Raw genomic sequence first — 20,322 nt, forward strand, 5'->3', positions numbered from 1 at the left:
TCGCCCGGTCTGGCGGGCGTGGACTGCGTCAAGGTGGGCCGGGAGAAGTGGCTCGCCTTCGCCGCCCTCCGCGGAAGGACCGCGGCCGCCCGCGGGAGGGCCGCGGCCACAGCGACGGCATGGCAGGCGCTGGCGAGCAGCGCGGTGATCACGAGGCCGGTGGTGCGGACACGGGGGGAACGGCGCCGCCCCCGCTGTCCTGCCACCGGCCTTGACCTTCCGCGTTGCCCGCAGGCCACCCGTGTCGTGGAGTCCGCCCGGACCCGCTCCCTGTCAACCGGGACGAATCTAGCGGGGTGATCCGCCGGGCCGTGGCGTACGGCGCGCGGGCATGCCCGGAAACCCGCCGAGCTGTCACCCGGTTCGCGCACGGCGGCGTCAACTGGGGCTGACGGAGCGGCGAAACGGGCGAAACGGGCATGTCGGGAGCGCCCTCATCGCGCCGTGCCGTCGCCCGAGGTGCCGCACGCCAGGGAGGGCGGAGCCGCCGGGACGGACTGAGCCGCGCGGGCCTGCCCCTCGGACGGGCGGTCGTCGAGGTCCTGGCCCAGCAGGTGGTGCAGTGCCTGGTCGTGTCGGACCAGCCAGGCCAGATAGGCCGGATTCACCCGGGCCAGGTCCAGGTAGGCGGCGCGCAACTCCCCGTAGAGCGCGTCGAGCGCGCGCGGGCTGAGCGCGCGCGGCCGCCAGGCCAGCAGCAGCCGGACGGCCAACGGGTCGCCGTGCACCGGCCGGACGACCGTGCCGGGCCCGGGGGACGAGGTCGGCTGGCAGGGCCGGACGGCCTCGCCGGAGGCGACGAGTTCGGCGGCGGTGGCGTTGTCGCGGACCTGTACCACCCGCGGGTTGAGCCCGGCCTCGGTGAACACCCGGCGCATCGCCGCGTATTCGTGGTCGGCCGTCGGGTCCACCATCCAGGTGTCCTCGGCGAGGTCGGCCAGGTGGACGACGGGCAGTGTGGCGGCCGGATGGCCGGCGGCGAGTGCGACGAACTGCGGCTCACGGGCCATCAGTACCCGGTGTTCGGCATCGGGCGGCACCCGCAGCGGGAAGCCCTCGCTCTCGTGCACGAAGGCGACGTCCAACTGGTCGGCGGCGACCATCCGCAGCAGGGCGTTGGCGGAGATGTCGATGTGGATGGTGGTGTCCGTCTCCGGCAGCCGGTCGTGCACCCGGCGCAGCCAGGCCGCCACCGCCCGGCTGCCCACGCTGCCGATCCGCAGCCGCCGTTTGCGCTCGCTGCCCGCGGACTCCAGGGCCTCCTGCCGGGCGGCGGCGACCAGCGCGGTCATCTCGGCGATCACCGGTCTGGCCCGGGACAGCACCGAGTGGCCGAGCGCGGTGGGCCGGCTGCCGGTCTGCTCACGGGTGAACAGGCTGCCGCCGACGGTCCGTTCGATGCGGTGCAACTGGGTGGTGAGGGAGGGCTGGGTCATGCCGAGCTGCAACGCGGCCTTGCGGAGGCTGCCGGTGTCGGCGATCGCGCACAGCACCCGGAGGTGTCTCACGTCGAGCTCCACATCGGGAGCATAACGGCGCCAACCTGACTCGCCAAGGACATGACATGCGTCAAGGTTGTGACGGTCCTGCGGTATTGGGCGCCGCTATCGCCGATTGACATCATCCGCCGGGAGGCGGGCCGGGTCGAAGCTCTGGGGCAGAGAGCCCATCCCCGCCGCCGCCGCGGCCGGCCCCCATCGGCCGACGGCGCTCCGGCATCCGTGAATCGGAGCCCCCACGTGAAGCGACCCGTTCTGTCGGCCGCCCTCGGCCTGGTCCTCGCGACCGGTCTCGCCGCAGTCCCCGCCACCGCGACGGCCGCCGTCGCCGCGCCCGTCCAGGGCTACACGGCCACCGCCCATGCCGGGACGGCCGCGCACCGGTCCGACAACCTCGCCTTCTACCAGGCCGTGATGAAGTCGGCCCTGGCCAAGCAGGCGAAGACGCCCTACCTCAAGTCCGTCGTGGTCACCTACGACACCACCAATGCGCCGTCCTTCGCCGGTGAGATAGCCCAGGCCGCCCAGATCTGGAACGGCTCGGTCGGCAACGTCCAGCTCCAGGAGGGCGGCAACGCCGACTTCTCCTACTACGAGGGAGACGACCCGAGCAACGGCTCGTACGCCAGCACCGACGGCCACGGCCACGGGTACATCTTCCTCGACTACACCCAGAACCAGCAGTACAGCTCACTGCGCGTCACCGCGCACGAGACCGGCCACGTGCTCGGCCTGCCGGACGACTACTCCGGCCCGTGCAGCGAGCTGATGTCCGGCGGCGGTCCCGGCCCGTCCTGCACCAACCCCTACCCGGACGCCGCCGAGCGCCAGCAGGTCGACGCCCTCTGGGAGAACGGCCTGCGGGCCGCGCACTGACGCCCGACCGGCACCGGTGGCGGGCCGCCCGGCCGGTACGGGCGGCCCGCTACGCGTTCGCGTTTTCCGCTCGTCCTGTCCATGTCCGCCTCCTCGCCGGGAGCCTAACCGCCGCCCGAGTGGAATGCCAGGGGCATGTCAGAGTCAAGGCGATTCAAAGACACCTCAAAGGCCCCGGATAGCAGGGGTATTGGGCGGCACTATCACCGGTTGACATCATGCGCCGGGCCGCCGCGCTGCCCGAAGCTCTGGGCATCGACCCGCTCGACAGGTGTCCCGCCGCCGACCCCCATCGGCCGCGGCGCTCATGAATCGGAGCCCCCACATGAACCGCATTTCACGGACGTTCTCCGCCGCCGTCGGTCTCGCGCTCGCCGCCGGCCTGGTCGCCCTGCCCACCGCGGCCGCCGCCGCGCCGGTCCAGGGCTACACGGCCACCACGGGGTACGCGGGCTCGGCCGCCGAGGACGCCGGCAACAAGGCGTTCTACGAGGCCGTGATGAAGTCCGCGCTCGCCAAGCAGGCGGCCACCCCGTACCTCAAGGCCGTCGTGGTCACCTACGACGCCAGCAGCGCCCCGAGCTTCGGCAGCCAGATAGCCCAGTCCGCCCAGATCTGGAACAGCTCGGTCGCCAACGTCCAGCTCCGCTCGGGCTCGGCGGCCGACTTCCGCTACTACGAGGGCAACGACTCGCGCGGCTCGTACGCCAGCACCGACGGTCACGGCCGGGGCTACATCTTCCTGGACTACCAGCAGAACCGGCAGTACAGCTCCGTCCGGGTCACCGCGCACGAGACCGGCCACGTGCTCGGCCTGCCCGACCACTACTCCGGCCCGTGCAGCGAGCTGATGTCGGGCGGCGGCCCCGGCACCTCCTGCACCAACCCCTACCCGAACAGCGCCGAGCGCAGCCGGGTGAACTCCCTCTGGCTCCGCGGCTGACCGGTTCGCACCGGCCGCAGCCCTGACGGCCCGGCCGCTCCCCGGAGCGGCCGGGCCGCACGCGTCCGCGCGGTCCTTCCGGCGCCGTGATCCCGCCGTCGCGGCGCTGTCGGTGTCGGTGTCGCTGTCGGTGCCGCGTGCGAGCATGCGGACGAGGACCCGTCCGCCGACCGTGAGGTGCCACCGCCATGCCCCTGTCCGTCCCCGACCGCCTGGCCGACCTGCCGTACGCGGCACTGCTGCGCCCGCACACCGGGCCGCTGCGCAGTGACGAGCGCTACGACACCGTCCACTTCGACGGCGGCGATTACCGCGACCAGTCGGCCGGCGGTGCCACCTTCCTGGAGTGCGCGTTCACCGGCGTCTCGCTGAGCGGGATGAAGCTCCGCCAGGCCCGCTTCAACGAGGTGTGGGCACAGGCCGGCCGCTGGGTGGCCTGCGAACTCAGCGACAGCGACTGGCAGGACAGCGCCGTCACCGGCGGCGTCCTGGCCGGCGTCGCCGCGCACGGCTCGGCGCTGCGCCGGGTGGTGTTCCGCGGCTGCAAGCTGGAGGCCGTCAATCTGCGCGCCGCCGTCCTGCGGGATGTCGTCTTCGAGGACTGCCTGCTGCGCGACGTGGACTTCGGCGACGCGAAGCTGACCGATGTCTCCTTCCCCGGTTCGACCCTGGAGGAGGTCCGGCTGCGCGGCGCCAGGATGACCAGGACCGATCTGCGCGGCGCCGTCCGGCTCGGCCTCACCGACGGGCCCGAGGGCCTGCGCGGCGCCCTGATCAGCTCGCTCCAACTGATGGAGCTGGCGCCCCAGTTCGCCCACGCCCTGGGCATCACCGTGAAGGACGGCTGAGCTCGCGCCCGACCCGCCCTCAGGCCCGGCCCGCCGCCGGGTCCGGCACCCCGGTGGGGCGGCCCGCCGTTCAGCTGCCGGCCGCTCGGTGACGGCGGGGAGAACAGTCCGCCAACCCTGGCGCGGCCCTCTGGTGGGGCCGTTCGGGACGGGAGGAGGATGCTGCGCGATCGATGAGCGCCGACTTGTGTGCACAACTCGCCAGCGAAGGGACGGGCCGGGCTGATGGCCGAGCTGAGTCGTAGGAAGTTCGTCACGCTGTCCGGCGCCGCCGCGGCGGGTCTGGCCGTGGCCGGGAGCACCGGAGCGGGGGCGGCGCCCGCCGCGGGGCCCGCCACCGTGCCCTCGGCGGCGCTGTCGCAGACCGGCACCATCGCCGACGCGCGCCACATCGTGATCCTGATGCAGGAGAACCGCAGCTTCGACCACTACTTCGGCCTGCTGCGCGGCGTGCGCGGCTTCGCCGACCGCAGCGCGATCCAGATCGCCGGCGGCTACAGCGTCTTCAACCAGCCCAACGGGCTCGGCCGGCAGTACCCCTGGCAGTTCAGCGCCACCAAACCGGCCGGCGGCGCCGACCCCGCGCGCCTGGCCCAGTGCAATGGGGATCTGAGTCATGCCTGGAGCGACCAGCACCGGGCGTGGAACGGCGGCAAGCTGGACTCCTGGGTCGCCGCCAAGGGGAACGTCCGCACCCTCGGCCACCTCACCCGCCAGGACATCCCGTTCCACTACGCGCTCGCCGAGAACTGGACCATCTGCGACGCCTACTTCTGCTCCGTCCTCAGCGCCACCGGCCCCAACCGCACCTACCACTGGTCCGGCCAGATCGACCCGGCCGGCACCGCGGGCGGCCCGGCGTACGACGGCGGCGACGAGAAGGGCCTGCGCTGGCAGACCTACGCCGAGGCGCTGGAGAACGCCGGTGTGAGCTGGAAGGTCTACCAGAACGCCGCCGACAACTACGGCGACAACGCCTTGGCCTATTTCACGCAGTTCACCGGTGCCCCGGCCGGCAGCCCGCTGGCCGTCAAGGGCATGGGCTCCGTCCCCAGGGCGACCGGCCGCACCCCGGACGACATCGTCGCCGCGATCAAGGCCGACGTCCGCGGCGGCACCCTTCCGCAGGTCTCCTGGATCGTCCCCGACCAGGGCTCCTCGGAGCACCCGTACTCGACCCCCACCGACGGCGCGCACTTCGTCCACAACGTGATCGACGCGCTCAACGCGGACCCGGACGTCTTCAACTCCACCGTCCTCTTCCTCAACTACGACGAGAACGACGGCTTCTTCGACCACGTCCCGCCGCCCGCGGCCCCGGCCGGCACCCCGGGCGAGTTCTACAACGGGACCAACATCGGCCTCGGCTTCCGCGTCCCGATGATCGCCATCTCGCCCTGGACCCGCGGTGGCTGGGTGAACTCCGAGGTCTTCGACCACACCTCCGTCCTGCGCTTCCTGGAGCAGTGGACGGCCGCCCTCGGCAAGCCCGCCACCTGCCCCAACATCAGCGACTGGCGGCGTCGCGTCTGCGGCGACCTGACCAGCGCCTTCGACTTCGCCAACCCGGTCTACGGCCTCCCAGCGCTGCCCAACACCGACGCGGTGATCGGCATGGCGAGCTGTGGACCGCTGCCCAACCCGGCGCCGGTCGACAACAAGCTGCCCGTCCAGGAGCCCGGCACCCGCCCGGCGCGCGCCCTGCCGTACCAGCCGAACGCCAACCTGGACCACCTGGAGTTCGGCTCCGGCGGCGCGGTCAAGGTCTGGCTGGCGATGGCCAACGAGGGCCCGGCGGCCCGGAAGTCGGCCCACTTCGCGGCCTACGCCAACGCCTACCGCAGCGGCGGGCCCTGGCAGTACACCGTCGACCCCGGCGGCAGGCAGAGCGACTTCTTCAACTGCGGCACCGGCTACGGCGGCGGCCAGTACGACCTGTCCGTGGTCGGCCCCAACCGCTTCCTGCGCCGCTTCAAGGGCGACACCACCAAGGCGGGCCGGAACGCGGCCGTCACCGCCTCGTACGCGGTCGAGCCGGGCACCGGCCGGCTGGCCCTCTACCTCCGGCTCGCCAACTCCGGCACCACCGCGCTGACCTTCACCATCGCCTCGAACAACTACCGCACGGACGGCCCCTGGACGTACCAGGTGCCGGCCGGCGGCAGCGTGAGCGACTTCTTCAACGCGGTGGCCTACACCGACGGCTGGTACGACTTCACCGTCACGGTGGACGCCGACGCCACCTGGTCGCAGCGGTTCACCGGCCACCTGGAGAGCGGCACGGCCAGCGTCAGCGGTTGAACGGCCCGGGCCGCAGGCCCTGGGGGAACCACGGGTCGTGGACCTCCCGGGGCCCGTCGGGCGTCAGCAGGGTGAGGGTCAGCGGCCCGGCCGCGTACTCGGCCAGCAGCACCGCGCCGTGCCGGGTCTCCAGTTCGGCCTGCACCGGTACGGGCAGCTTGCTCAGCGCCCGTCGCAGGTGCAGCGCGTCCCGTCGGCTGACCGGCTGCGGGGCGCGCAGCACCAGCCGCAGCGGGCTCAGCGGTCCGGTCACCGGTTCGCCGGTGGCCAGCTCGTAGCCGATCGCGCCGATCGGGCCCCAGGCCAGCCGGTGGTCCGCGACCAGCTCGTCGACCACCGGCAGCACCGCCAGCGCGGGGACGGCCGCCACCCGCGCGGCCGGCAGCAGGGCGTGCCGTCCGATCAGCTGCTCGGGCCGCAGCGTGCGCGCCACCGCCGCCTTCGGCGCCAGGGCGTCCAGCCGCTGCCCGCGCTCGGGGCCGCGCACCGTCACCGGGAGCCAGTGCTCGGGCGCGGCCGAGACGTCCCGGGTGCAGCGCACCGGGTGCGGGGTGTCCAGCGGAGCGCCCACCCGGGCGGGCGCCCGCCCGACCGTCACCCAGGGGTGTGCGCGCAGCACCAGCCGCGCCCAGTCCGGCAGCTCGCCGCCGCCGAGCGGCCGCAGCGAGCTCGGGCACTGCATCAGCAGCAGGTCGTGCGTCCCGGGCAGCCGCCCGTCCAGCGCGGCCAGCGGTCCGACCAGTCGGCGCGGTCCGCCGACGTGTTCCTCGTGGGCGCGGCGGCGGGCGGTCGGTTCCGGCTCGGCGGCGACAGGCATGGCAGGCTCCAGCGGTGAGAGGCGGCGGATCGCGTCCGGCCCGTGCGCGGTGGGGATCCCGCGCGCGGCCGTGACCTTTCGGGGTGACCTGTTCGGGGACGGCCTGTTCGGGGTGGCCTTTCGCGGGTGGGCTGCGGGGTCGCCCGGCGGCGCTGCCGGGAGCGGCTGACGTCTCCACCCTCCGCCCGCCCCGTACGGGGCGGCTACGGCCCTTGGATGCTTCCTACCCGGGACCAAGGACCCAACCGGCGGCCGGTCCGGTCCGGCCGTCTGCTCAGGTCGTCCGCTCCGGCCGTCTGCGGATGCGCTTGTCCGGCCCCGGTGTGAGAGTGGGGGCAGCCCGGTATCCGTCCGGAGGAGGAGTCATGGGCATCTTCGACAGGTTCCGCCACAGGGCGCACGACGCCGGGGAGGCCAGGTCCTCCCTCGGCGGGAGCCATGAGCAGGACACCACCGCGGCGACGGAGGCCGCCCGGCGTGCCGCCCTCGCCCACGACGAGGCCGCCGACGCGTTCAGCGACGAGACGGAGAAGGTCCGCGAGGCCAGGTCGGCGGAGCGGCTCACCGAGCGGGAGGCCGAGGAACGGGCCCGCGAGGACATGACCGCCGAGGGCGATCCCTGGGACTGAGCGGGACTGAACGGCGCGAGCGCCGACGGGGCGTATCCGTCGGCGCTCGCGCCGTTCGGCGTCCACCGCGGCAGCGCCCGGTTCAGCGCTCACGCGGGGGCAGCGGCGGCCGCCGCAGATCCGGACGCGGGGTGTCGTCGGGCGGCGGGACGGCGGCCGGGGCGTCCTCCAGCAGCTCCAGCGCCAGCTGCACCGCGGTGACCAGCTCGGTGTGCCGGCCCCGGGCCCAGTCGTGCGGGGTGCGCAGCACGTGTACGTCCGGTTCCACGCCGTGGTTCTCCACCGACCAGCCGAGCCCGCCGGTGAACCAGGAGGCGTTCTTCGGTACCGAGATCTGCGTCCCGTCGCCGAGCAGGTGCCGACCGGTCATGCCGACCACCCCGCCCCAGGTGCGGTTGCCGACCACCGGGCCCAGCCCCAGCAGCTTGATCGCCGCGATGATCACATCGCCGTCCGAGCTGGTGGCCTCGTCGGCCAGCGCCACCACCGGGCCGCGCGGGGCGTAGCGCGGCCACCGCACCGGCTGCCGCCCGCGGCTGAAGTCCCAGGCCAGCACGCGCCGGGTGAGCTTCTCCAGCACCAGCTCGGAGACGTTGCCCCCGGCGTTGCCGCGCACGTCCAGCACCAGGGCCGGCTTGTCCAGCTCGCGGCGCAGGTCGCGGTTGAACTGGGCCCAGCCGGAGCCGCCGAGGTCAGGGATGTGCAGGTAGCCGCACCGGCCGTCGCTGAACTCCCGGACCAGCGCGCGGCGTTTGGTCACCCAGTACTGGTAGCGGACGGCCCGTTCGTCGGTCAGCGGGGTGACGGTGATCCGCCGGACCGGGGCGTCCGGGCCGGCCGCCCCGCGCAGGGTGAGTTCCACGGTGGTGCCGCCGGTGCCGGCCAGCAGCGGCGCCGGGCCGCGCACCGGGTCCACCGGGCGCCCGGCCACCGCGAGCAGTTCGTCGCCCGGCTGGACGCCCCGGGTGGCGAGCGGTGCGCGGGCGCGCGGGTCGGAGGATTCGCCGGGCAGGACGCGGTCGACCAGCCAGCGCCCGTCGGGCGTGCGGTGGGCGTCGGCGCCGAGCAGGCCGAGCGGCTGCAGGCCCGGTGAGGTGCCCTCGCTGCGCCGGGACGGGGTGACATAGGCGTGCGAGGTGCCGAGTTCGCCGAGGAGTTCGCGCAGCAGGTCGGCGAAGTCGTCCGGCCCGGCGATCCGCTCCAGCAGCGGCTCGTACTGGGCGACCAGGGCGGGCCAGTCCAGCCCGGACATGCCGGTGTCCCAGAACTGGTCCCGGACGATCCGGGCCGCCTCGTGGTACGCCTGGCGCCACTCGGCGGCCGGGTGCACGGTGTGGGTGATCCGGCGCAGGTCGACGCCGGTCCCGGCGGAGGGGGCGCCGACCGGGACGACCCGCAGGGTGCCCGCCGAGTAGACGGAGATCGAGCCGCCGTCGCCGGAGACCGCGTAGCCGTCCAGCTTGTCGACCAGGGTGGTGCGGGTGCCCCGGACCAGGTCGAAGTACTCCAGGGAGGGGCGGCCGGAGGTGTCGTCCGGGTTGGTGAAGGTCTGCCCGAGAGTGCCGGAGATCGGCCAGCGCAGCCAGACCAGCCCGCCGCGCACGGCGTCGGTGGCCGAGTACTTGGAGGCGACCACCGGGAACTGCACCAGCCGCTCGCCGATGTTCTGCGGATCCACCCGCACGGTGCCGTCGCCGTCGTCGCGCGGGGCGCCGTCCTCGGCGGGGGCGGCGAACGGGGAGGGGGTGTCGGCGGTGAGCGGGACGAGGTAGGGGCGGCAGCCGAGCGGGAAGGAGAGGTCGCCGGTGTGCACGTCGTGGACGGGGTCGAAGCCGCGCCAGGAGAGGAAGGCGAGGTAGCGGCCGTCCCGGGTGAACACCGGCTGCTCGTCCTCGAACCGGCCGTCGGTGACCTCGGTGATCGGCGCGGGCGCGTCGGCGCGGGTGAGCCGGATGCGGCGCAGCGAGCGCCCGGCCGACGGCTGGGACCAGGCGATCCAGTGCGAGTCGGGGGAGAAGCGGGCGGCGGAGACCGGGCCGTAGTCGGAGGCGGCCACTTCACGGACGGCGCCGTCGGCGGTGGCGACCAGGAGCAGCCGTCCGTCGGAGGTGGCGGCGGCCAGCCGGGTGCCGTCGGGGGAGGCGGTGAGTTCCAGGACGCGCCCGATCCGCCCGGCGGCGAGCAGGCGGTGGTGGTGGCGCGGCGTCGGCGTCCCGGGCTCCGCGGCCGGGTGTCCGGTCGGCCCGTGCGCGGTCGCCGGGTGCCCGGTGGCCTGGTACCCGGCCGGTTCGTGCCCGGGGAGGGGGACGACCTCGACCGCGTCCGCGCCCTCGGCGTCGGTGATCCAGGCGGCCTCGCCGGTGTGGCCGAGCACGACCGGCAGCCGGGTGCGCACGCCCGGGGTGTCGGCGAGCGCCCGGGCGGGGCCGTCGCGGTGGGTCAGCCAGTACTGGCTGCCGCGTACGGTGACCACCCCGGCCCGGCCGGTCTGGTCGCAGGCCAGGTCCTTGACGTGGGCGGCGGCGTTCACCTGGTACGGCCGCCGGCCGGCCCGGGCACCGCCGAGCGGGACGCGCAGCCGGCGCGGCGCGGACGCCTCCAGGCTCTCCAGCAGCCAGAGGTCGCCGGCGTGCTGGTAGACGATCCGGGTGCCGTCGGTGGCGGCCTCCCGGGCGTAGTACGAGGCGTGGTCGGTGTGCCGGCGCAGGTCGCCGCCGTCGGGGCGGCAGGAGTAGAGGTTGCCGATGCCCTCGTGGTCCGAGAGGAAGGCGATCCTGGGATCGCCGGGCCCTCCCACCGGCATCGGTGAGGAGAGGTGGCCGGGGTGGCCCGGGAGGATCTGCTCGCCGTCCACCCAGAGCCGGCCGGTGGCGCCGCCCCGGTAGCGCTTCCACGCGGCGGGCTCGTGCGGGGCCGAACCGGTGAGCAGCACGGTGTTGGTGCGGCCCATCTGGGCGTCGCCGACCGGTCCCCAGGGCATCCGGCGGCCGGGGGAGCCGTCGGATGGCAGCGCGTGCGCCCAGGTGTAGTGGCCGAAGGGCTCGTGGAAGGAGGTGACGGCCAGCACCTCACCGTCGGGCAGCCAGCCGCGGACCCGGGTGTCCTGGCTGCCCCAGTAGCTGAGCCGGACGCCCTCGCCGCCCTCGACCGGGGCCGTCCACACCTCGGGGGCCGGGCTCTGCCAGCTGGTCCAGGCGAGGGTGCGGCCGTCGGGGGAGAACCGGGGGTGGCTGACCCGGGTGCGGTCGCAGCTGACCCGCCAGGCCCGGCCGGTGCCGCCGTCCGGGGCGAGCGGCGCGAGCCAGACGTCGTCCTCGGCGGTGAACGCCAGCAGGCCCCCGTGCAGGTGGGGGTGGCGGAGGTAGCCGGGCGAGGTCACCCCTCCATCCTTCGACGGGGTGTCACTCCCGGCAACCGGGAAGGCGGCCCGGTGTGCGGCTGTCCGCTACCGGACCGGTCTGGACCATTGACACCGTACGGCCGGATCCACTTCAGTGGTCTAGTCCAACTTGGGTGCGAGGTCGGGCCGATCCCCCACTGGCGCGTACCTCTGCCGTGCCCTCGGACGTCCCCCACGATCGCGCCCCCGCAGGAGTCCCCGCATGCGCAGAACAGTGCCCCTGCCCACCACCACCCCCGGCCGCCGCCGTCCCCGGACGCTGCTCGCCGCCGGCACCGCCTCGGCCGTCGCCGCCGCCACCATGGTCGGCCTCACCCTGGGCCTGGCGCCCGCCGCCTCGGCCGGGGAGTTCCTGGTCAACGGCGGTTTCGAGAGCGGCGCCCTGGCCCCCTGGAGCTGCACCGGCGGCACCGGAAGCGTCGTCACCGGCCAGGCCCACGGCGGCACTTACGCGCTCGCCGCGGCCGCCTCGGCGAGCGACATCGCCCGCTGCGCCCAGACCGTCACCGTCGCCCCGAACACCACCTACACGCTCAGCGCGTACCTCAAGGGCTCGTACGTCTACCTCGGCGTGGACGGTGGCACCAGCACCTGGACGCCCGGCACCGGTGGCGCGTACCAGAAGCTCAGCGTCAGCTTCACCACGGGCGCCGGCCAGACCAGCGCCACCGTGTACACGCACGGCTGGTACGGCCAGGGCACGTACTACGCGGACGACGTCTCGCTGGACGGCCCCGGCGCGCCGAGCCCGACGGCGACCGCCTCCCCGACCGCGACGGCCTCCCCGACGGTGACGCCCACCGACACCGGCTCGCCCACCGCGACGGCGACCCCGACCGACACCGCCACGCCCACCTCCCCGCCCGCCGGGGGCCACACCCTGGTCGGCTACCTGCACGCCAGCTTCGCCAACGGCGCCGGGTACACCCGGGTCGCCGACATCCCGAACTCCTGGGACTTCATCAACCTCTCCTTCGGCGAGCCGACCTCCGTCACCTCCGGTGACATCCGGTTCAACCGCTGCCCGGTCACCGAGTGCCCGGGCGTCGAGTCGGACGCCGACTTCAAGGCGGCCATCGCCGCCAAGCGGGCCCAGGGCAAGAAGGTGCTGATCTCGATCGGCGGCCAGAACGGCCAGGTCCAGCTCACCACCACGGCCGCCCGCGACACCTTCGTCAGCTCGGTCTCGGCGATCATCGACAAGTGGGGCCTGGACGGCCTGGACGTCGACTTCGAGGGCCACTCGCTGTCGCTGAACACCGGTGACACCGACTTCAAGAACCCGACCAGCCCGGTCGTCGTCAACCTGATCTCCGCGCTGAAGACCCTGAAGGCCAAGTACGGCCCGGGCTTCGTCCTCTCGATGGCCCCGGAGACCTTCTTCGTCCAACTCGGCTACCAGTACTACGGATCCGGTCCGTGGGGCGGCCAGGACCCGCGTGCCGGAGCCTACCTGCCGGTCATCTACGCCCTGCGTGACGACCTCACCCTGCTGCACGTGCAGGACTACAACTCCGGCTCCATCATGGGCCTGGACAACCAGTACCACTCGATGGGCGGCGCCGACTTCCACGTCGCGATGACCGACATGCTGCTCAAGGGCTTCCCGGTCGCGGGCAACACCGCCAACATGTTCCCGCCGCTGCCCGCCTCCAAGCTCGCCATCGGCATGCCGGCCACCACCAACGCGGGCAACGGCTACGTCGCCCCCGCCGAGGTCAACAAGGCCCTGGACTGCCTCACCAAGCTGGCCAACTGCGGCAGTTACGTCCCCAAGGCCGGCGCCCAGCCCAACCTGCGCGGCCTGATGACCTGGTCGATCAACTGGGACCAGTTCGCCGGGCGGGAGTTCTCCAAGAACTTCGACGGCTACTTCCGCCGCTGACCGGCCCGGCCGGGCCCGACCCCTGGGCCCGGCCTCCCGGGGCGCCGGACGGAACCGTCCGGCGCCCCGGGGCGGTCAGTGCTCCACCCGCACCGCTTCCAGGTACTCGGCGATGGCGTCCCGGTTGCGGGTGAGGAACCTGATCCGCTCGGTCATACCGGCGAGTTCGTGCTCCAGGGTGGCGATCATCTCCGGGGTGGCGTCGGCGAAGTGGATGACCCGGGGCTTGTCCAGGCAGGGCAGGATCTGCCGGATGAGGCGGGTCGGCAGCCCGGCGTCGAGCAGGCCCCGGATCTGCAGGACCCGGTCGACGCAGGACTCGGCGTAGTCCCGGTAGCCGTTGGCCCGGCGGTCGGCGACGATCAGCCGCTGCTCCTCGTAGTAGCGCAGCAGCCGGCGGGACGTGCCGGTGCGCTCCGCCAGCTCCCCGATCATCATGTGGCCCACCTCACACCGGGACGCGTTGACCCTCACATCAATGTGAGGGTTTGAGCATAGCCGTCATGCGAACCACACAGCCATCCGCACAGCCGCCTGTGCGGCCGTCAACTGCCGTCAAGCAGACGGGACTTCCCCTGTCGGCGCTGCTGGCCCTGGCCACCGCCGTCTTCATCACGGCCCTCACCGAGACCCTGCCGGCCGGCGTCCTGCCCGCCATGAGTACCGACCTCGGCGTCAGCGAGTCCGCGATGGGCCAGTCGGTCACCATCTACGCGATCGGGACGGCGGTCACCGCCCTCCCGCTCACCGCGGCCACCGCCGGATGGCGGCGCAAGCGGCTGCTGCTCACCGCGATGGCCGGGTTCGCCGCCGCCAACACCGTCACCGCCCTCTCGTCCGGCTATCCGCTCACCATGGCGGCCCGGTTCGTCGCCGGGGTGGCGGCCGGCCTGGCCTGGGCCCTGCTCGCCGGGTACGCGCGCCGACTGGCGCCGGCACCCCTCCAGGGCAAGGCGATCGCCATCGCGATGACCGGCGCGCCCGTCGCCCTGTCGCTGGGCGTGCCCGCCGGGACCTTCCTCGGCACGGCGCTCGGCTGGTGGGTGGCGTTCCTGCTGATGACCGTGCTGGCGGTCGGCGTGATCGGCTGGATCGCCGCGACCGTCCCCGACCACCCCGGCCAGGGCCGGGCCGAACGGGCCCCGGCCCTGCGGGCGCTCGCCGTCCCGGGGGTGGTGCCGGTGCTCTTCGTGACCTTCGTCTTCGTCCTGGCCCACACCGTCCTCTACACCTACATCGCCCCGTACCTCGACCGGGCCGGCCTGGGCGATGCCACCGGCCTGGTGCTGCTCGTCTTCGGCGTCGCCTCGCTCGCGGGCATCTGGTTCACCGGCGTCCGCATCCACCGGCGGCTGCGCACCCTCACCCTCGCGAGCGGCCTGCTGGTCGCCGGCGCGGCCGCCGTCCTGGCGGTGCCCGTCGACGGCCCCGCGCCCGTCTACGTGGCGGCGGTGCTCTGGGGCCTGGGCTGGGGCGGCATCCCGACCCTGCTGCAGACCGCCGTCGGCGACGCGGGCGGCGAACAGGCGGACGCCGCCCAGGCCATGCTGGTCACGCTCTGGAACGCCGCCATGGCGGGCGGCGGCGTGGCCGGCGGCTTCCTGCTCGACCGCTTCGGCGCCGGCTCCTTCCCCTGGACCGTCCTCGCGCTGCTCCTCCCCGTCCTGGCCGTGGTCACCGCCGCCCGCGTCCACGGCTTCCCCGCCCGGCGCCGGACCGGGTGACGTCCGGGCCCGGACGTTCTAGTCGAACCAGTCGGGGTCGCCGGCCTCGACCAGTTCGCGGAGCAGGGCGCGGTCCCGGCAGGCCTCCCGCAGGAGCGCCCCCAGTGCCCTCAGCGCGTCGGCGTCGTCCCCGTAGGCGACGAACATGCCCGCCTCGGAGTCGAAGGAGATCCGGCCCGCCAGCTCCGGCGCCCGCTCCCGGATCGCGGACCTCGCCACCCCCTCCCAGCCGTAGCCGCCCGCGTCGTGGCCGGCCGCCTCGAAGACGTCGTCCGCCTCGGGCATCCAGCCGTCACTCAGGAGCAGGCAGTAGGTGCCCGGCCGGTGGTCGTACTCGAAGAAGGTCAGTGGGGTGAAGGACTCGCGATCGGTCATGCGCCGACCCTAAGGCCTGCCTCTGACATCCGGTCAGGCGCCGCCGAGGATGCCGCCGCCCGCGCCCGGGGGCGACATCAGCCCGCTGCGGTAGGAGATGGCGACCGCCTGGGCGCGGTCGCGGGCGTCGATCTTCAGCAGGATCCGTTTCATATGGGTCTTGACGGTCGATTCGGCCAGGACGAGGAGATCGGCGATCTCGGCGTTCGAGTGCCCCTCCGCGGCCAGCCGGAGGACCTGGCGTTCACGGGCGGTGAGCCGGGCGAGCCTGAGATCGTCCGGCGTGGGCCGCAGGGGGTCCGTGGTCCGGCCGACGACCTGGGCGACCAGGTCGCGGGTGACCGCCGGGTCCAGCACGGACTCGCCGGCGGCGAGGGTGTGCACGGCGTCGATGAGGCGCTCCGGCGAGGCCCGCTTGAGCAGGAAGCCGCCGGCCCCGGCCCGCAGCGCACCCCACACGTAGTCGTCGTGGTGGAACGTCGTCAGCACCAGGACCCGGGTGGGCAGGCCGGCCGCGACCACCCGGCGGGTCGCCTCGACGCCGTCGATGCCGGGCATCCGGACGTCCATCAGGACGACGTCCGGCCGCAGTGAGCGGCACAGCTCGACCGCCCGCAGCCCGTCCGCCGCCTCGCCGACCACCTCGATGCCGTCGCCGGTCTCCAGTACGAGGGCCACCCCGGCGCGCAGCAGGGCATCGTCGTCGGCCACCACCACCCGGACCGTCATGGGATCGGGAGGACGACGTGGAGCCGGAACCCGCCCCGTTCACCCCTCTCGTGCTCCACGCTGCCGCCGAGCACCGAGACCCGTTCCGCGATGCCGAGCAGCCCCCGGCCGGGCGCGTACCCCGGGGCGGCGCCGCGGCCGTCGTCGCACACCTCGATGTCGAGCGCGCCCCCGGCGCACTGGACGGTGACATCGGCGGATCCGGCCTGTGCGTGCTTCACGGTGTTGGTGAGCGCCTCCTGGACGATGCGGTACGCCGAGACGTCGATGCTGCGCGGCACCTGCCGGGCGGCCGGGTCGACCCGTACGGTGACCCGGATCCCGGCCTGCCCGATCCGGCCGGTGAGCCGGCCCAGGTCGGCCAGGCCGGGCTGCAGGAGCGGCTCGTCGTCGGCGGGGCCGGTGCGGTCGGCAGGGTCGGTACGACCGTCGGGGCCGCCCCGCTCCGGCGCCCCGGCGCTCCGCCGGAGCAGGCCGAGCACCCGGTCCAGGTCGTCCAGGGCCTCCCGGCCGGTGTGCTCCAGCCCGGACAGCAGCTCGCGGGTGCGGTCCGGTTCGCGGTCGAGCAGCCGGCGGGCCGCGCCGGCCTGGATGAGCATCACGTTCACCGTGTGGCCGACCAGGTCGTGGAGTTCGCGGGCCAGCCGGGCCCGTTCCTCGGCGACGACCCGCTGGCGCAGCAGCGACCGGGCCGCGTCCCGCTCCTCGGCGCGCCGGGCCGCCCCGTACCCGAAAGCCCAGCCGAGCAGCCAGAAGAAGAGGACGCCGGCCGGGATCACCGGGTAGGCGTGCCCGAAGTCCGCGAAGTAGGCGGCCATCCCGAGGAGCGCGGCGAACGGGCCCAGCCAGGCCCGGCGGCGCGTGGCGTACAGGCCGAGCGAGTACAGGCCGATCAGGTTCGCGTACGGCGTCAGCGGGCTGGGCAGGACGAACAGCGCCTCCGCCGACAGCGCGGCGGAACCGGTCAGATACCCGGCCAGCGGCAGGGTGCGCCGGACGGCGAGCGGGCCGGCGACGGCGGCGCTCAGCGCCAGGGCGAGCGGTATCCCGGTGCGGAGCCCCGCGGCCGCGCCGAGCCGCTCGACCACCATGGCGCCGAGGAACGCGCAGGCCAGAGCGGTGTCCAGGGGACTGGTCCGGATCGGGACGGGCGGGCTCATCGCGGCTCCGGGGCTGGGGCGGTGATCGCTGCTGCGCGGTGGTGCGGGCGCACGGTCCGTACCGTACCGAGGCCGGTCCGGCCCGCGCATCGCCGCAGGGGGGTATCCCGGGTGTACCCCTCCGGGGGTACCCGGGCGACCGGAGCCGCCTCCCCGGGTTCTCCCGCCACCCCGAGCGGCCCACCTCCGTACGCCCCCCGGGGCACGTCCGCCGGACCCCGGCGGGGGAGGCGCCGAGCGGGCCCGGTCCGTAGCTTTCGGGGCATGAACTCCCTTGAGTCCCAGGGGCCGACGGGCCCCGCCGCCGCCCGAGGAGAACGGCGGCGGCGGGCCCCGGCCGCCGCCCTGCGCCGTACCGGCTGGATCGCGATGATCGTCCTCGCCGCCGCCACCGCCCTGATCACCAGCCGCTACCTCACCCTCGACCCGGACACCTTCCTCACCGAGCAGCGGGCCGTCTACCTCGCCCATCTGCTCCCCCTCGCACTGCACGTCGGAGGCGGCGTGCTGGCGATCCTGCTCGGCCCCTGGCAGTTCCTGCCCCGGCTTCGCGCGCGCCGCCCGGTGGTGCACCGCGTGGTCGGCCGGGGCTATCTGGTGGCCGCGCTGGTCACCGGTGCCGCCGGTCTCTTCCTGGTACCGGACTCGATGGTCGGCCCGATCGCGCCGATCGGCTTCGCCGTCCTCGACATCCTCCTGCTGGCCACCTTCGCCGCCGGGTTCGCCGCCGCCCGCCGGGGTGCGATCGCCCGCCACCGTGCCTGGATGACCCGGTCGTACGGACTGATCTTCGCCGCGGCGACGCTCCGGGTCTGGCTCACCGTGATGCCGGCCGTCGGCGTCCCCTTCGAGCAGGCGTACGCGACCGCGGCCTGGACGTCCTGGCTGATCAACCTGCTGGTGGCCGAGTACGTGATCGCCCGGGGTCCCGGTCCCCGGCCGGGGCGTGACCGGTCCGGGGCGGTCGGCCGCGCTGCGTCCTGGCGCGGCCCGAGGGTGCGCCCCCGGGTGTCCGATGCCGCCGGACCGAATATGACGTCCTATCATCCAGCCATGTCCTCAACTGAGTTGATCCGTATCGTCTCCCGATCCTCGCCCATGGCCCTCGCCCAGGTGGAACGGGTCCGGGCCGAACTCGCCGTCCTGCACCCGGGGGTGCGCACCGAGGTGGTCCCGGTGACCACCTCGGGGGACCGGTGGATGGGCGACCTGGCGCGGCTCGGCGGGAAGGGCGCGTTCACCAAGGAGGTGGACGCCGCGCTGCTGGCCGGGGAGGCGGACCTGGCGGTGCACTGCCTCAAGGACGTGCCCGCCGACCGGCCGCTGCCCGCCGGGACGGTGTTCGCCGCCTACCTCCGGCGCGACGACATCCGCGACGCGCTGGTCCACCCGGGTGGCCTGACCCTCGACGGGCTCCCGGCCGGGACGCGGATCGGCACCTCGTCCGTCCGGCGCCGGGCCCAGCTCGCCGCCTCCCACCCGCACCTGGCCTGCGTGCCGATCCGCGGCAACGCCAACAGCCGGCTGGCCAAACTGGCGGCCGGCGAGGCGGACGCTCTGCTGCTCGCGGTGTCCGGACTGGAGCGGATCGGCGAGGAGGGGCGGATCAGCGAGATCCTGCCCCTGGAGTCGATGTGTCCGCCGATCGGCGCCGGCATCCTCGCCCTCCAGTGCCGCGAGGAGGACACCGCCACCATCGAGGCGGTGAGCGGGCTGGGCCACCGTCCGACCTGGCGGGAGGCGAACGCCGAGCGGATGTTCCTGCACGTCCTCCAGGGCCACTGCAACTCGCCCATCGCCGGCTACGCCAAGGCCGAGCCGGACGGGCGCCTCTCGCTGCGCGGGCGGGTCTTCTCCCCGGACGGCAAGCAGGTCCTGGACGCCCACGAGTGGGCCGGCTCACTCACCCCGGAGGACCTCGGCACCGCGACCGCCCTGGCACTGAAGCGGCAGGGGGCGGCCGAACTGATCGCCGCGATCCCGCACTGAGCCGCCGCCGGCGGGAACGCCGAAAGGCCCCTTGCTTTCGCAAGGGGCCTTTCGGCTGTCTGTGCGCCGCCAGGGACTCGAACCCCGGACCCGCTGATTAAGAGTCAGCTGCTCTAACCAACTGAGCTAGCGGCGCCTGCTGACGTGGAAAACATTACCTGGTCAGCGGCCGAAACTCACAATCGGGCCCGGCGCCCGCCCCGGGCCCCGCCGCTCACGGGGCGAGGACGACCTTCCCCCGGACGTGCCCGTCGCCGACCAGCCGGTGGGCGTCGGCGGCGCGCTCCAGCGGGAAGGTGTCGGCGATCTCCAGCCGCAGGCCCCCGTCCTCCCAGAGGGCGACCAGCTCGCCCAGCCGGGCCGCCGTCCGCTCGGCGCGCAGCCCGCGCACGCCGAGCCGTTCGGCGGCCGGGTAGTCCACGATGGTGCCGATCCGGTCCCGGTCGGCCACCAGTTCGACGGAGGCCTCCAGCGCGCCGCGCCCGGCGGCGTCGAAGGCCGCGTCCACGCCCTGCGGCGCCACCGCGCGGACCCGCTCGACCAGCCCCTCGCCGTAGGGGACCGGGACCGCGCCCAGCTCGCGCAGGTAGGCGTGGTTGCGCTCGCTCGCCGTCCCGATCACGGTGGCGCCCCAGGCCCGGGCGAGCTGGACGGCGACGGTGCCGACCCCGCCGGAGGCGCCGTGGACCAGCACGGTGTCGCCGGGGCCGACCTTCAGCGCGGTGAGCCCGATGTGCGCGGTCTGGCCGGACGCGGAGAGCGAGCCGGCCTGCTCCCAGGGCATGCCGGCCGGCTTGGCGACCAGCTGGGCGGCGTCCACGGTGACGTACTCGGCGTGCGCCCGGAGCAGCCGGAAGCCCAGCACCTCGTCGCCGACCGCCCAGCCCCGGCTGCCCGGGCCGAGCTGGTCCACCACCCCGGCGAACTCGTTGCCCGGGATCACCGGCGGTTCGACCCGGACGCCCGGCGGGCTCCAGCCGCCCCGGACGGCGAGGTCGACGGGCTGTACTCCGGCCGCGTAGACCCGGACCCGCACCTCGCCCGGTCCGGCGGTGGGCGTGGGCACCTCGGTGGTCCGCAGGACCTCGGGCCCGCCGAACGCGGGGACGGTGACTGCCTTCATGAGGGGCTGCTCCTGCCTGTCGGT

General features: G+C 74.3%; 16 protein-coding genes, 1 tRNA gene and 1 pseudogene. 9 read left to right on the top strand and 9 right to left on the bottom strand.

Annotation, left to right across the window (positions count from 1 at the left end):
• Positions 1-434 precede the first annotated feature (434 nt).
• Complete coding sequence (locus ACIO5D_RS20520) at positions 435-1,520, bottom strand: LysR family transcriptional regulator (RefSeq protein ID WP_400655666.1); 1,086 nt, start codon at positions 1,518-1,520, stop codon at positions 435-437.
• Between the two features lie 219 nt (positions 1,521-1,739).
• Between ACIO5D_RS20520 and snpA (ACIO5D_RS20525) the strand changes: the two genes are divergently transcribed.
• The 4 genes from snpA (ACIO5D_RS20525) (at position 1,740) to ACIO5D_RS20540 (ending at position 6,467) form a co-directional block, all read left to right on the top strand.
• Complete coding sequence (gene snpA / locus ACIO5D_RS20525; RefSeq protein ID WP_400796833.1) at positions 1,740-2,375, top strand: snapalysin; 636 nt, start codon at positions 1,740-1,742, stop codon at positions 2,373-2,375.
• 325 nt (positions 2,376-2,700) lie between these two features.
• Entirely contained in the window at positions 2,701-3,318 is a 618-nt protein-coding gene (snpA, locus tag ACIO5D_RS20530; protein WP_400655670.1) for a snapalysin, read from the top strand.
• A gap of 188 nt (positions 3,319-3,506) precedes the next feature.
• Positions 3,507-4,166: a pentapeptide repeat-containing protein gene (locus tag ACIO5D_RS20535; RefSeq protein WP_400796836.1), complete on the top strand. Its 660-nt coding sequence runs from the start codon at positions 3,507-3,509 to the stop codon at positions 4,164-4,166.
• Positions 4,167-4,391: 225 nt separating this feature from the next.
• Positions 4,392-6,467: a phosphocholine-specific phospholipase C gene (locus ACIO5D_RS20540; protein WP_400796839.1), complete on the top strand. Its 2,076-nt coding sequence runs from the start codon at positions 4,392-4,394 to the stop codon at positions 6,465-6,467.
• Here ACIO5D_RS20540 and ACIO5D_RS20545 read toward each other — a convergent pair.
• Positions 6,457-7,284: a phosphoribosyl-dephospho-CoA transferase MdcG domain-containing protein gene (locus ACIO5D_RS20545; protein ID WP_400655676.1), complete on the bottom strand. Its 828-nt coding sequence runs from the start codon at positions 7,282-7,284 to the stop codon at positions 6,457-6,459. The two genes, ACIO5D_RS20540 and ACIO5D_RS20545, sit on opposite strands and share 11 nt — an antisense overlap.
• A 365-nt stretch (positions 7,285-7,649) precedes the next feature.
• On the opposite strand from ACIO5D_RS20545, the gene ACIO5D_RS20550 reads away from it, so the two are divergent.
• Complete coding sequence (locus tag ACIO5D_RS20550) at positions 7,650-7,913, top strand: hypothetical protein (RefSeq protein WP_363606744.1); 264 nt, start codon at positions 7,650-7,652, stop codon at positions 7,911-7,913.
• An 82-nt stretch (positions 7,914-7,995) separates the two neighbouring features.
• Here ACIO5D_RS20550 and ACIO5D_RS20555 read toward each other — a convergent pair whose 3' ends face one another.
• A complete protein-coding gene (locus ACIO5D_RS20555) occupies positions 7,996-11,292 on the bottom strand; it encodes a S41 family peptidase (RefSeq protein ID WP_400655679.1) in 3,297 nt (1,098 codons plus the stop codon).
• A gap of 223 nt (positions 11,293-11,515) precedes the next feature.
• Between ACIO5D_RS20555 and ACIO5D_RS20560 the strand changes: the two genes are divergently transcribed.
• On the top strand, positions 11,516-13,198 hold the full coding sequence (locus ACIO5D_RS20560) for a chitinase (RefSeq protein WP_400796842.1): 1,683 nt from the start codon (positions 11,516-11,518) through the stop codon (positions 13,196-13,198).
• 75 nt (positions 13,199-13,273) lie between these two features.
• Here ACIO5D_RS20560 and ACIO5D_RS20565 read toward each other — a convergent pair whose 3' ends face one another.
• Positions 13,274-13,636, bottom strand: coding sequence for a MerR family transcriptional regulator (locus ACIO5D_RS20565; RefSeq protein WP_400655684.1), 363 nt, complete (start codon positions 13,634-13,636; stop codon positions 13,274-13,276).
• A gap of 65 nt (positions 13,637-13,701) precedes the next feature.
• Here ACIO5D_RS20565 and ACIO5D_RS20570 point away from each other — a divergent pair, with 65 nt between their 5' ends.
• On the top strand, positions 13,702-14,922 hold the full coding sequence (locus ACIO5D_RS20570) for an MFS transporter (RefSeq protein ID WP_400796845.1): 1,221 nt from the start codon (positions 13,702-13,704) through the stop codon (positions 14,920-14,922).
• Between the two features lie 18 nt (positions 14,923-14,940).
• On the opposite strand, the gene ACIO5D_RS20575 is transcribed toward ACIO5D_RS20570, so the two are convergent.
• Genes ACIO5D_RS20575 through ACIO5D_RS20585 form a run of 3 tightly spaced genes read right to left on the bottom strand, consistent with a single transcriptional unit; the run spans position 14,941 to position 17,186 of the window.
• Entirely contained in the window at positions 14,941-15,297 is a 357-nt protein-coding gene (locus ACIO5D_RS20575; RefSeq protein WP_400796848.1) for an immunity 51 family protein, read from the bottom strand.
• A 33-nt stretch (positions 15,298-15,330) separates the two neighbouring features.
• Positions 15,331-16,026, bottom strand: coding sequence for a response regulator (locus ACIO5D_RS20580; protein ID WP_400655689.1), 696 nt, complete (start codon positions 16,024-16,026; stop codon positions 15,331-15,333).
• On the bottom strand, positions 16,023-17,186 hold the full coding sequence (locus ACIO5D_RS20585; RefSeq protein ID WP_400796851.1) for a sensor histidine kinase: 1,164 nt from the start codon (positions 17,184-17,186) through the stop codon (positions 16,023-16,025). Before ACIO5D_RS20585 ends, ACIO5D_RS20580 begins: the two co-directional genes overlap by 4 nt.
• Positions 17,187-17,555: 369 nt before the next feature.
• Between ACIO5D_RS20585 and ACIO5D_RS20590 the strand changes: the two are divergent.
• Both ACIO5D_RS20590 and hemC read left to right on the top strand, forming a co-directional pair.
• Positions 17,556-18,092 (top strand): annotated as a pseudogene (locus ACIO5D_RS20590) (DUF2306 domain-containing protein); the annotation flags it as partial.
• Positions 18,093-18,239: 147 nt separating this feature from the next.
• The gene (hemC, locus tag ACIO5D_RS20595) at positions 18,240-19,175 is read left to right on the top strand and encodes a hydroxymethylbilane synthase (RefSeq protein ID WP_400759249.1); all 936 of its coding nucleotides are present in this window, start codon (positions 18,240-18,242) and stop codon (positions 19,173-19,175) included.
• A 62-nt stretch (positions 19,176-19,237) separates the two neighbouring features.
• Here the strand turns inward: hemC and ACIO5D_RS20600 are convergent.
• Both ACIO5D_RS20600 and ACIO5D_RS20605 read right to left on the bottom strand, forming a co-directional pair.
• Positions 19,238-19,311 (bottom strand) — tRNA-Lys (locus tag ACIO5D_RS20600).
• Between the two features lie 78 nt (positions 19,312-19,389).
• Entirely contained in the window at positions 19,390-20,298 is a 909-nt protein-coding gene (locus ACIO5D_RS20605; protein WP_363606756.1) for an NADP-dependent oxidoreductase, read from the bottom strand.
• Between the last annotated feature and the right edge of the window lie 24 nt (positions 20,299-20,322).

The organism is Kitasatospora sp. NPDC087315, assembly GCF_044744345.1.
Classification (GTDB): domain Bacteria; phylum Actinomycetota; class Actinomycetes; order Streptomycetales; family Streptomycetaceae; genus Kitasatospora.

Excerpts from the sequence above, each read along its gene's own strand:
- ACIO5D_RS20535 (WP_400796836.1), top strand. The coding sequence starts at position 3,507 with ATGCCCCTGTCCGTCCCCGACCGCCTGGCCGACCTGCCGTACGCGGCA.
- ACIO5D_RS20540 (WP_400796839.1), top strand. The coding sequence starts at position 4,392 with ATGGCCGAGCTGAGTCGTAGGAAGTTCGTCACGCTGTCCGGCGCCGCC.
- ACIO5D_RS20575 (WP_400796848.1), bottom strand. The coding sequence starts at position 15,297 with ATGACCGATCGCGAGTCCTTCACCCCACTGACCTTCTTCGAGTACGAC.
- ACIO5D_RS20550 (WP_363606744.1), top strand. The coding sequence starts at position 7,650 with ATGGGCATCTTCGACAGGTTCCGCCACAGGGCGCACGACGCCGGGGAG.
- ACIO5D_RS20545 (WP_400655676.1), bottom strand. The coding sequence starts at position 7,284 with ATGCCTGTCGCCGCCGAGCCGGAACCGACCGCCCGCCGCCGCGCCCAC.
- ACIO5D_RS20565 (WP_400655684.1), bottom strand. The coding sequence starts at position 13,636 with ATGATGATCGGGGAGCTGGCGGAGCGCACCGGCACGTCCCGCCGGCTG.
- ACIO5D_RS20560 (WP_400796842.1), top strand. The coding sequence starts at position 11,516 with ATGCGCAGAACAGTGCCCCTGCCCACCACCACCCCCGGCCGCCGCCGT.
- ACIO5D_RS20605 (WP_363606756.1), bottom strand. The coding sequence starts at position 20,298 with ATGAAGGCAGTCACCGTCCCCGCGTTCGGCGGGCCCGAGGTCCTGCGG.
- ACIO5D_RS20570 (WP_400796845.1), top strand. The coding sequence starts at position 13,702 with ATGCGAACCACACAGCCATCCGCACAGCCGCCTGTGCGGCCGTCAACT.
- ACIO5D_RS20585 (WP_400796851.1), bottom strand. The coding sequence starts at position 17,186 with ATGAGCCCGCCCGTCCCGATCCGGACCAGTCCCCTGGACACCGCTCTG.
- snpA (WP_400655670.1), top strand. The coding sequence starts at position 2,701 with ATGAACCGCATTTCACGGACGTTCTCCGCCGCCGTCGGTCTCGCGCTC.
- hemC (WP_400759249.1), top strand. The coding sequence starts at position 18,240 with ATGTCCTCAACTGAGTTGATCCGTATCGTCTCCCGATCCTCGCCCATG.
- ACIO5D_RS20580 (WP_400655689.1), bottom strand. The coding sequence starts at position 16,026 with ATGACGGTCCGGGTGGTGGTGGCCGACGACGATGCCCTGCTGCGCGCC.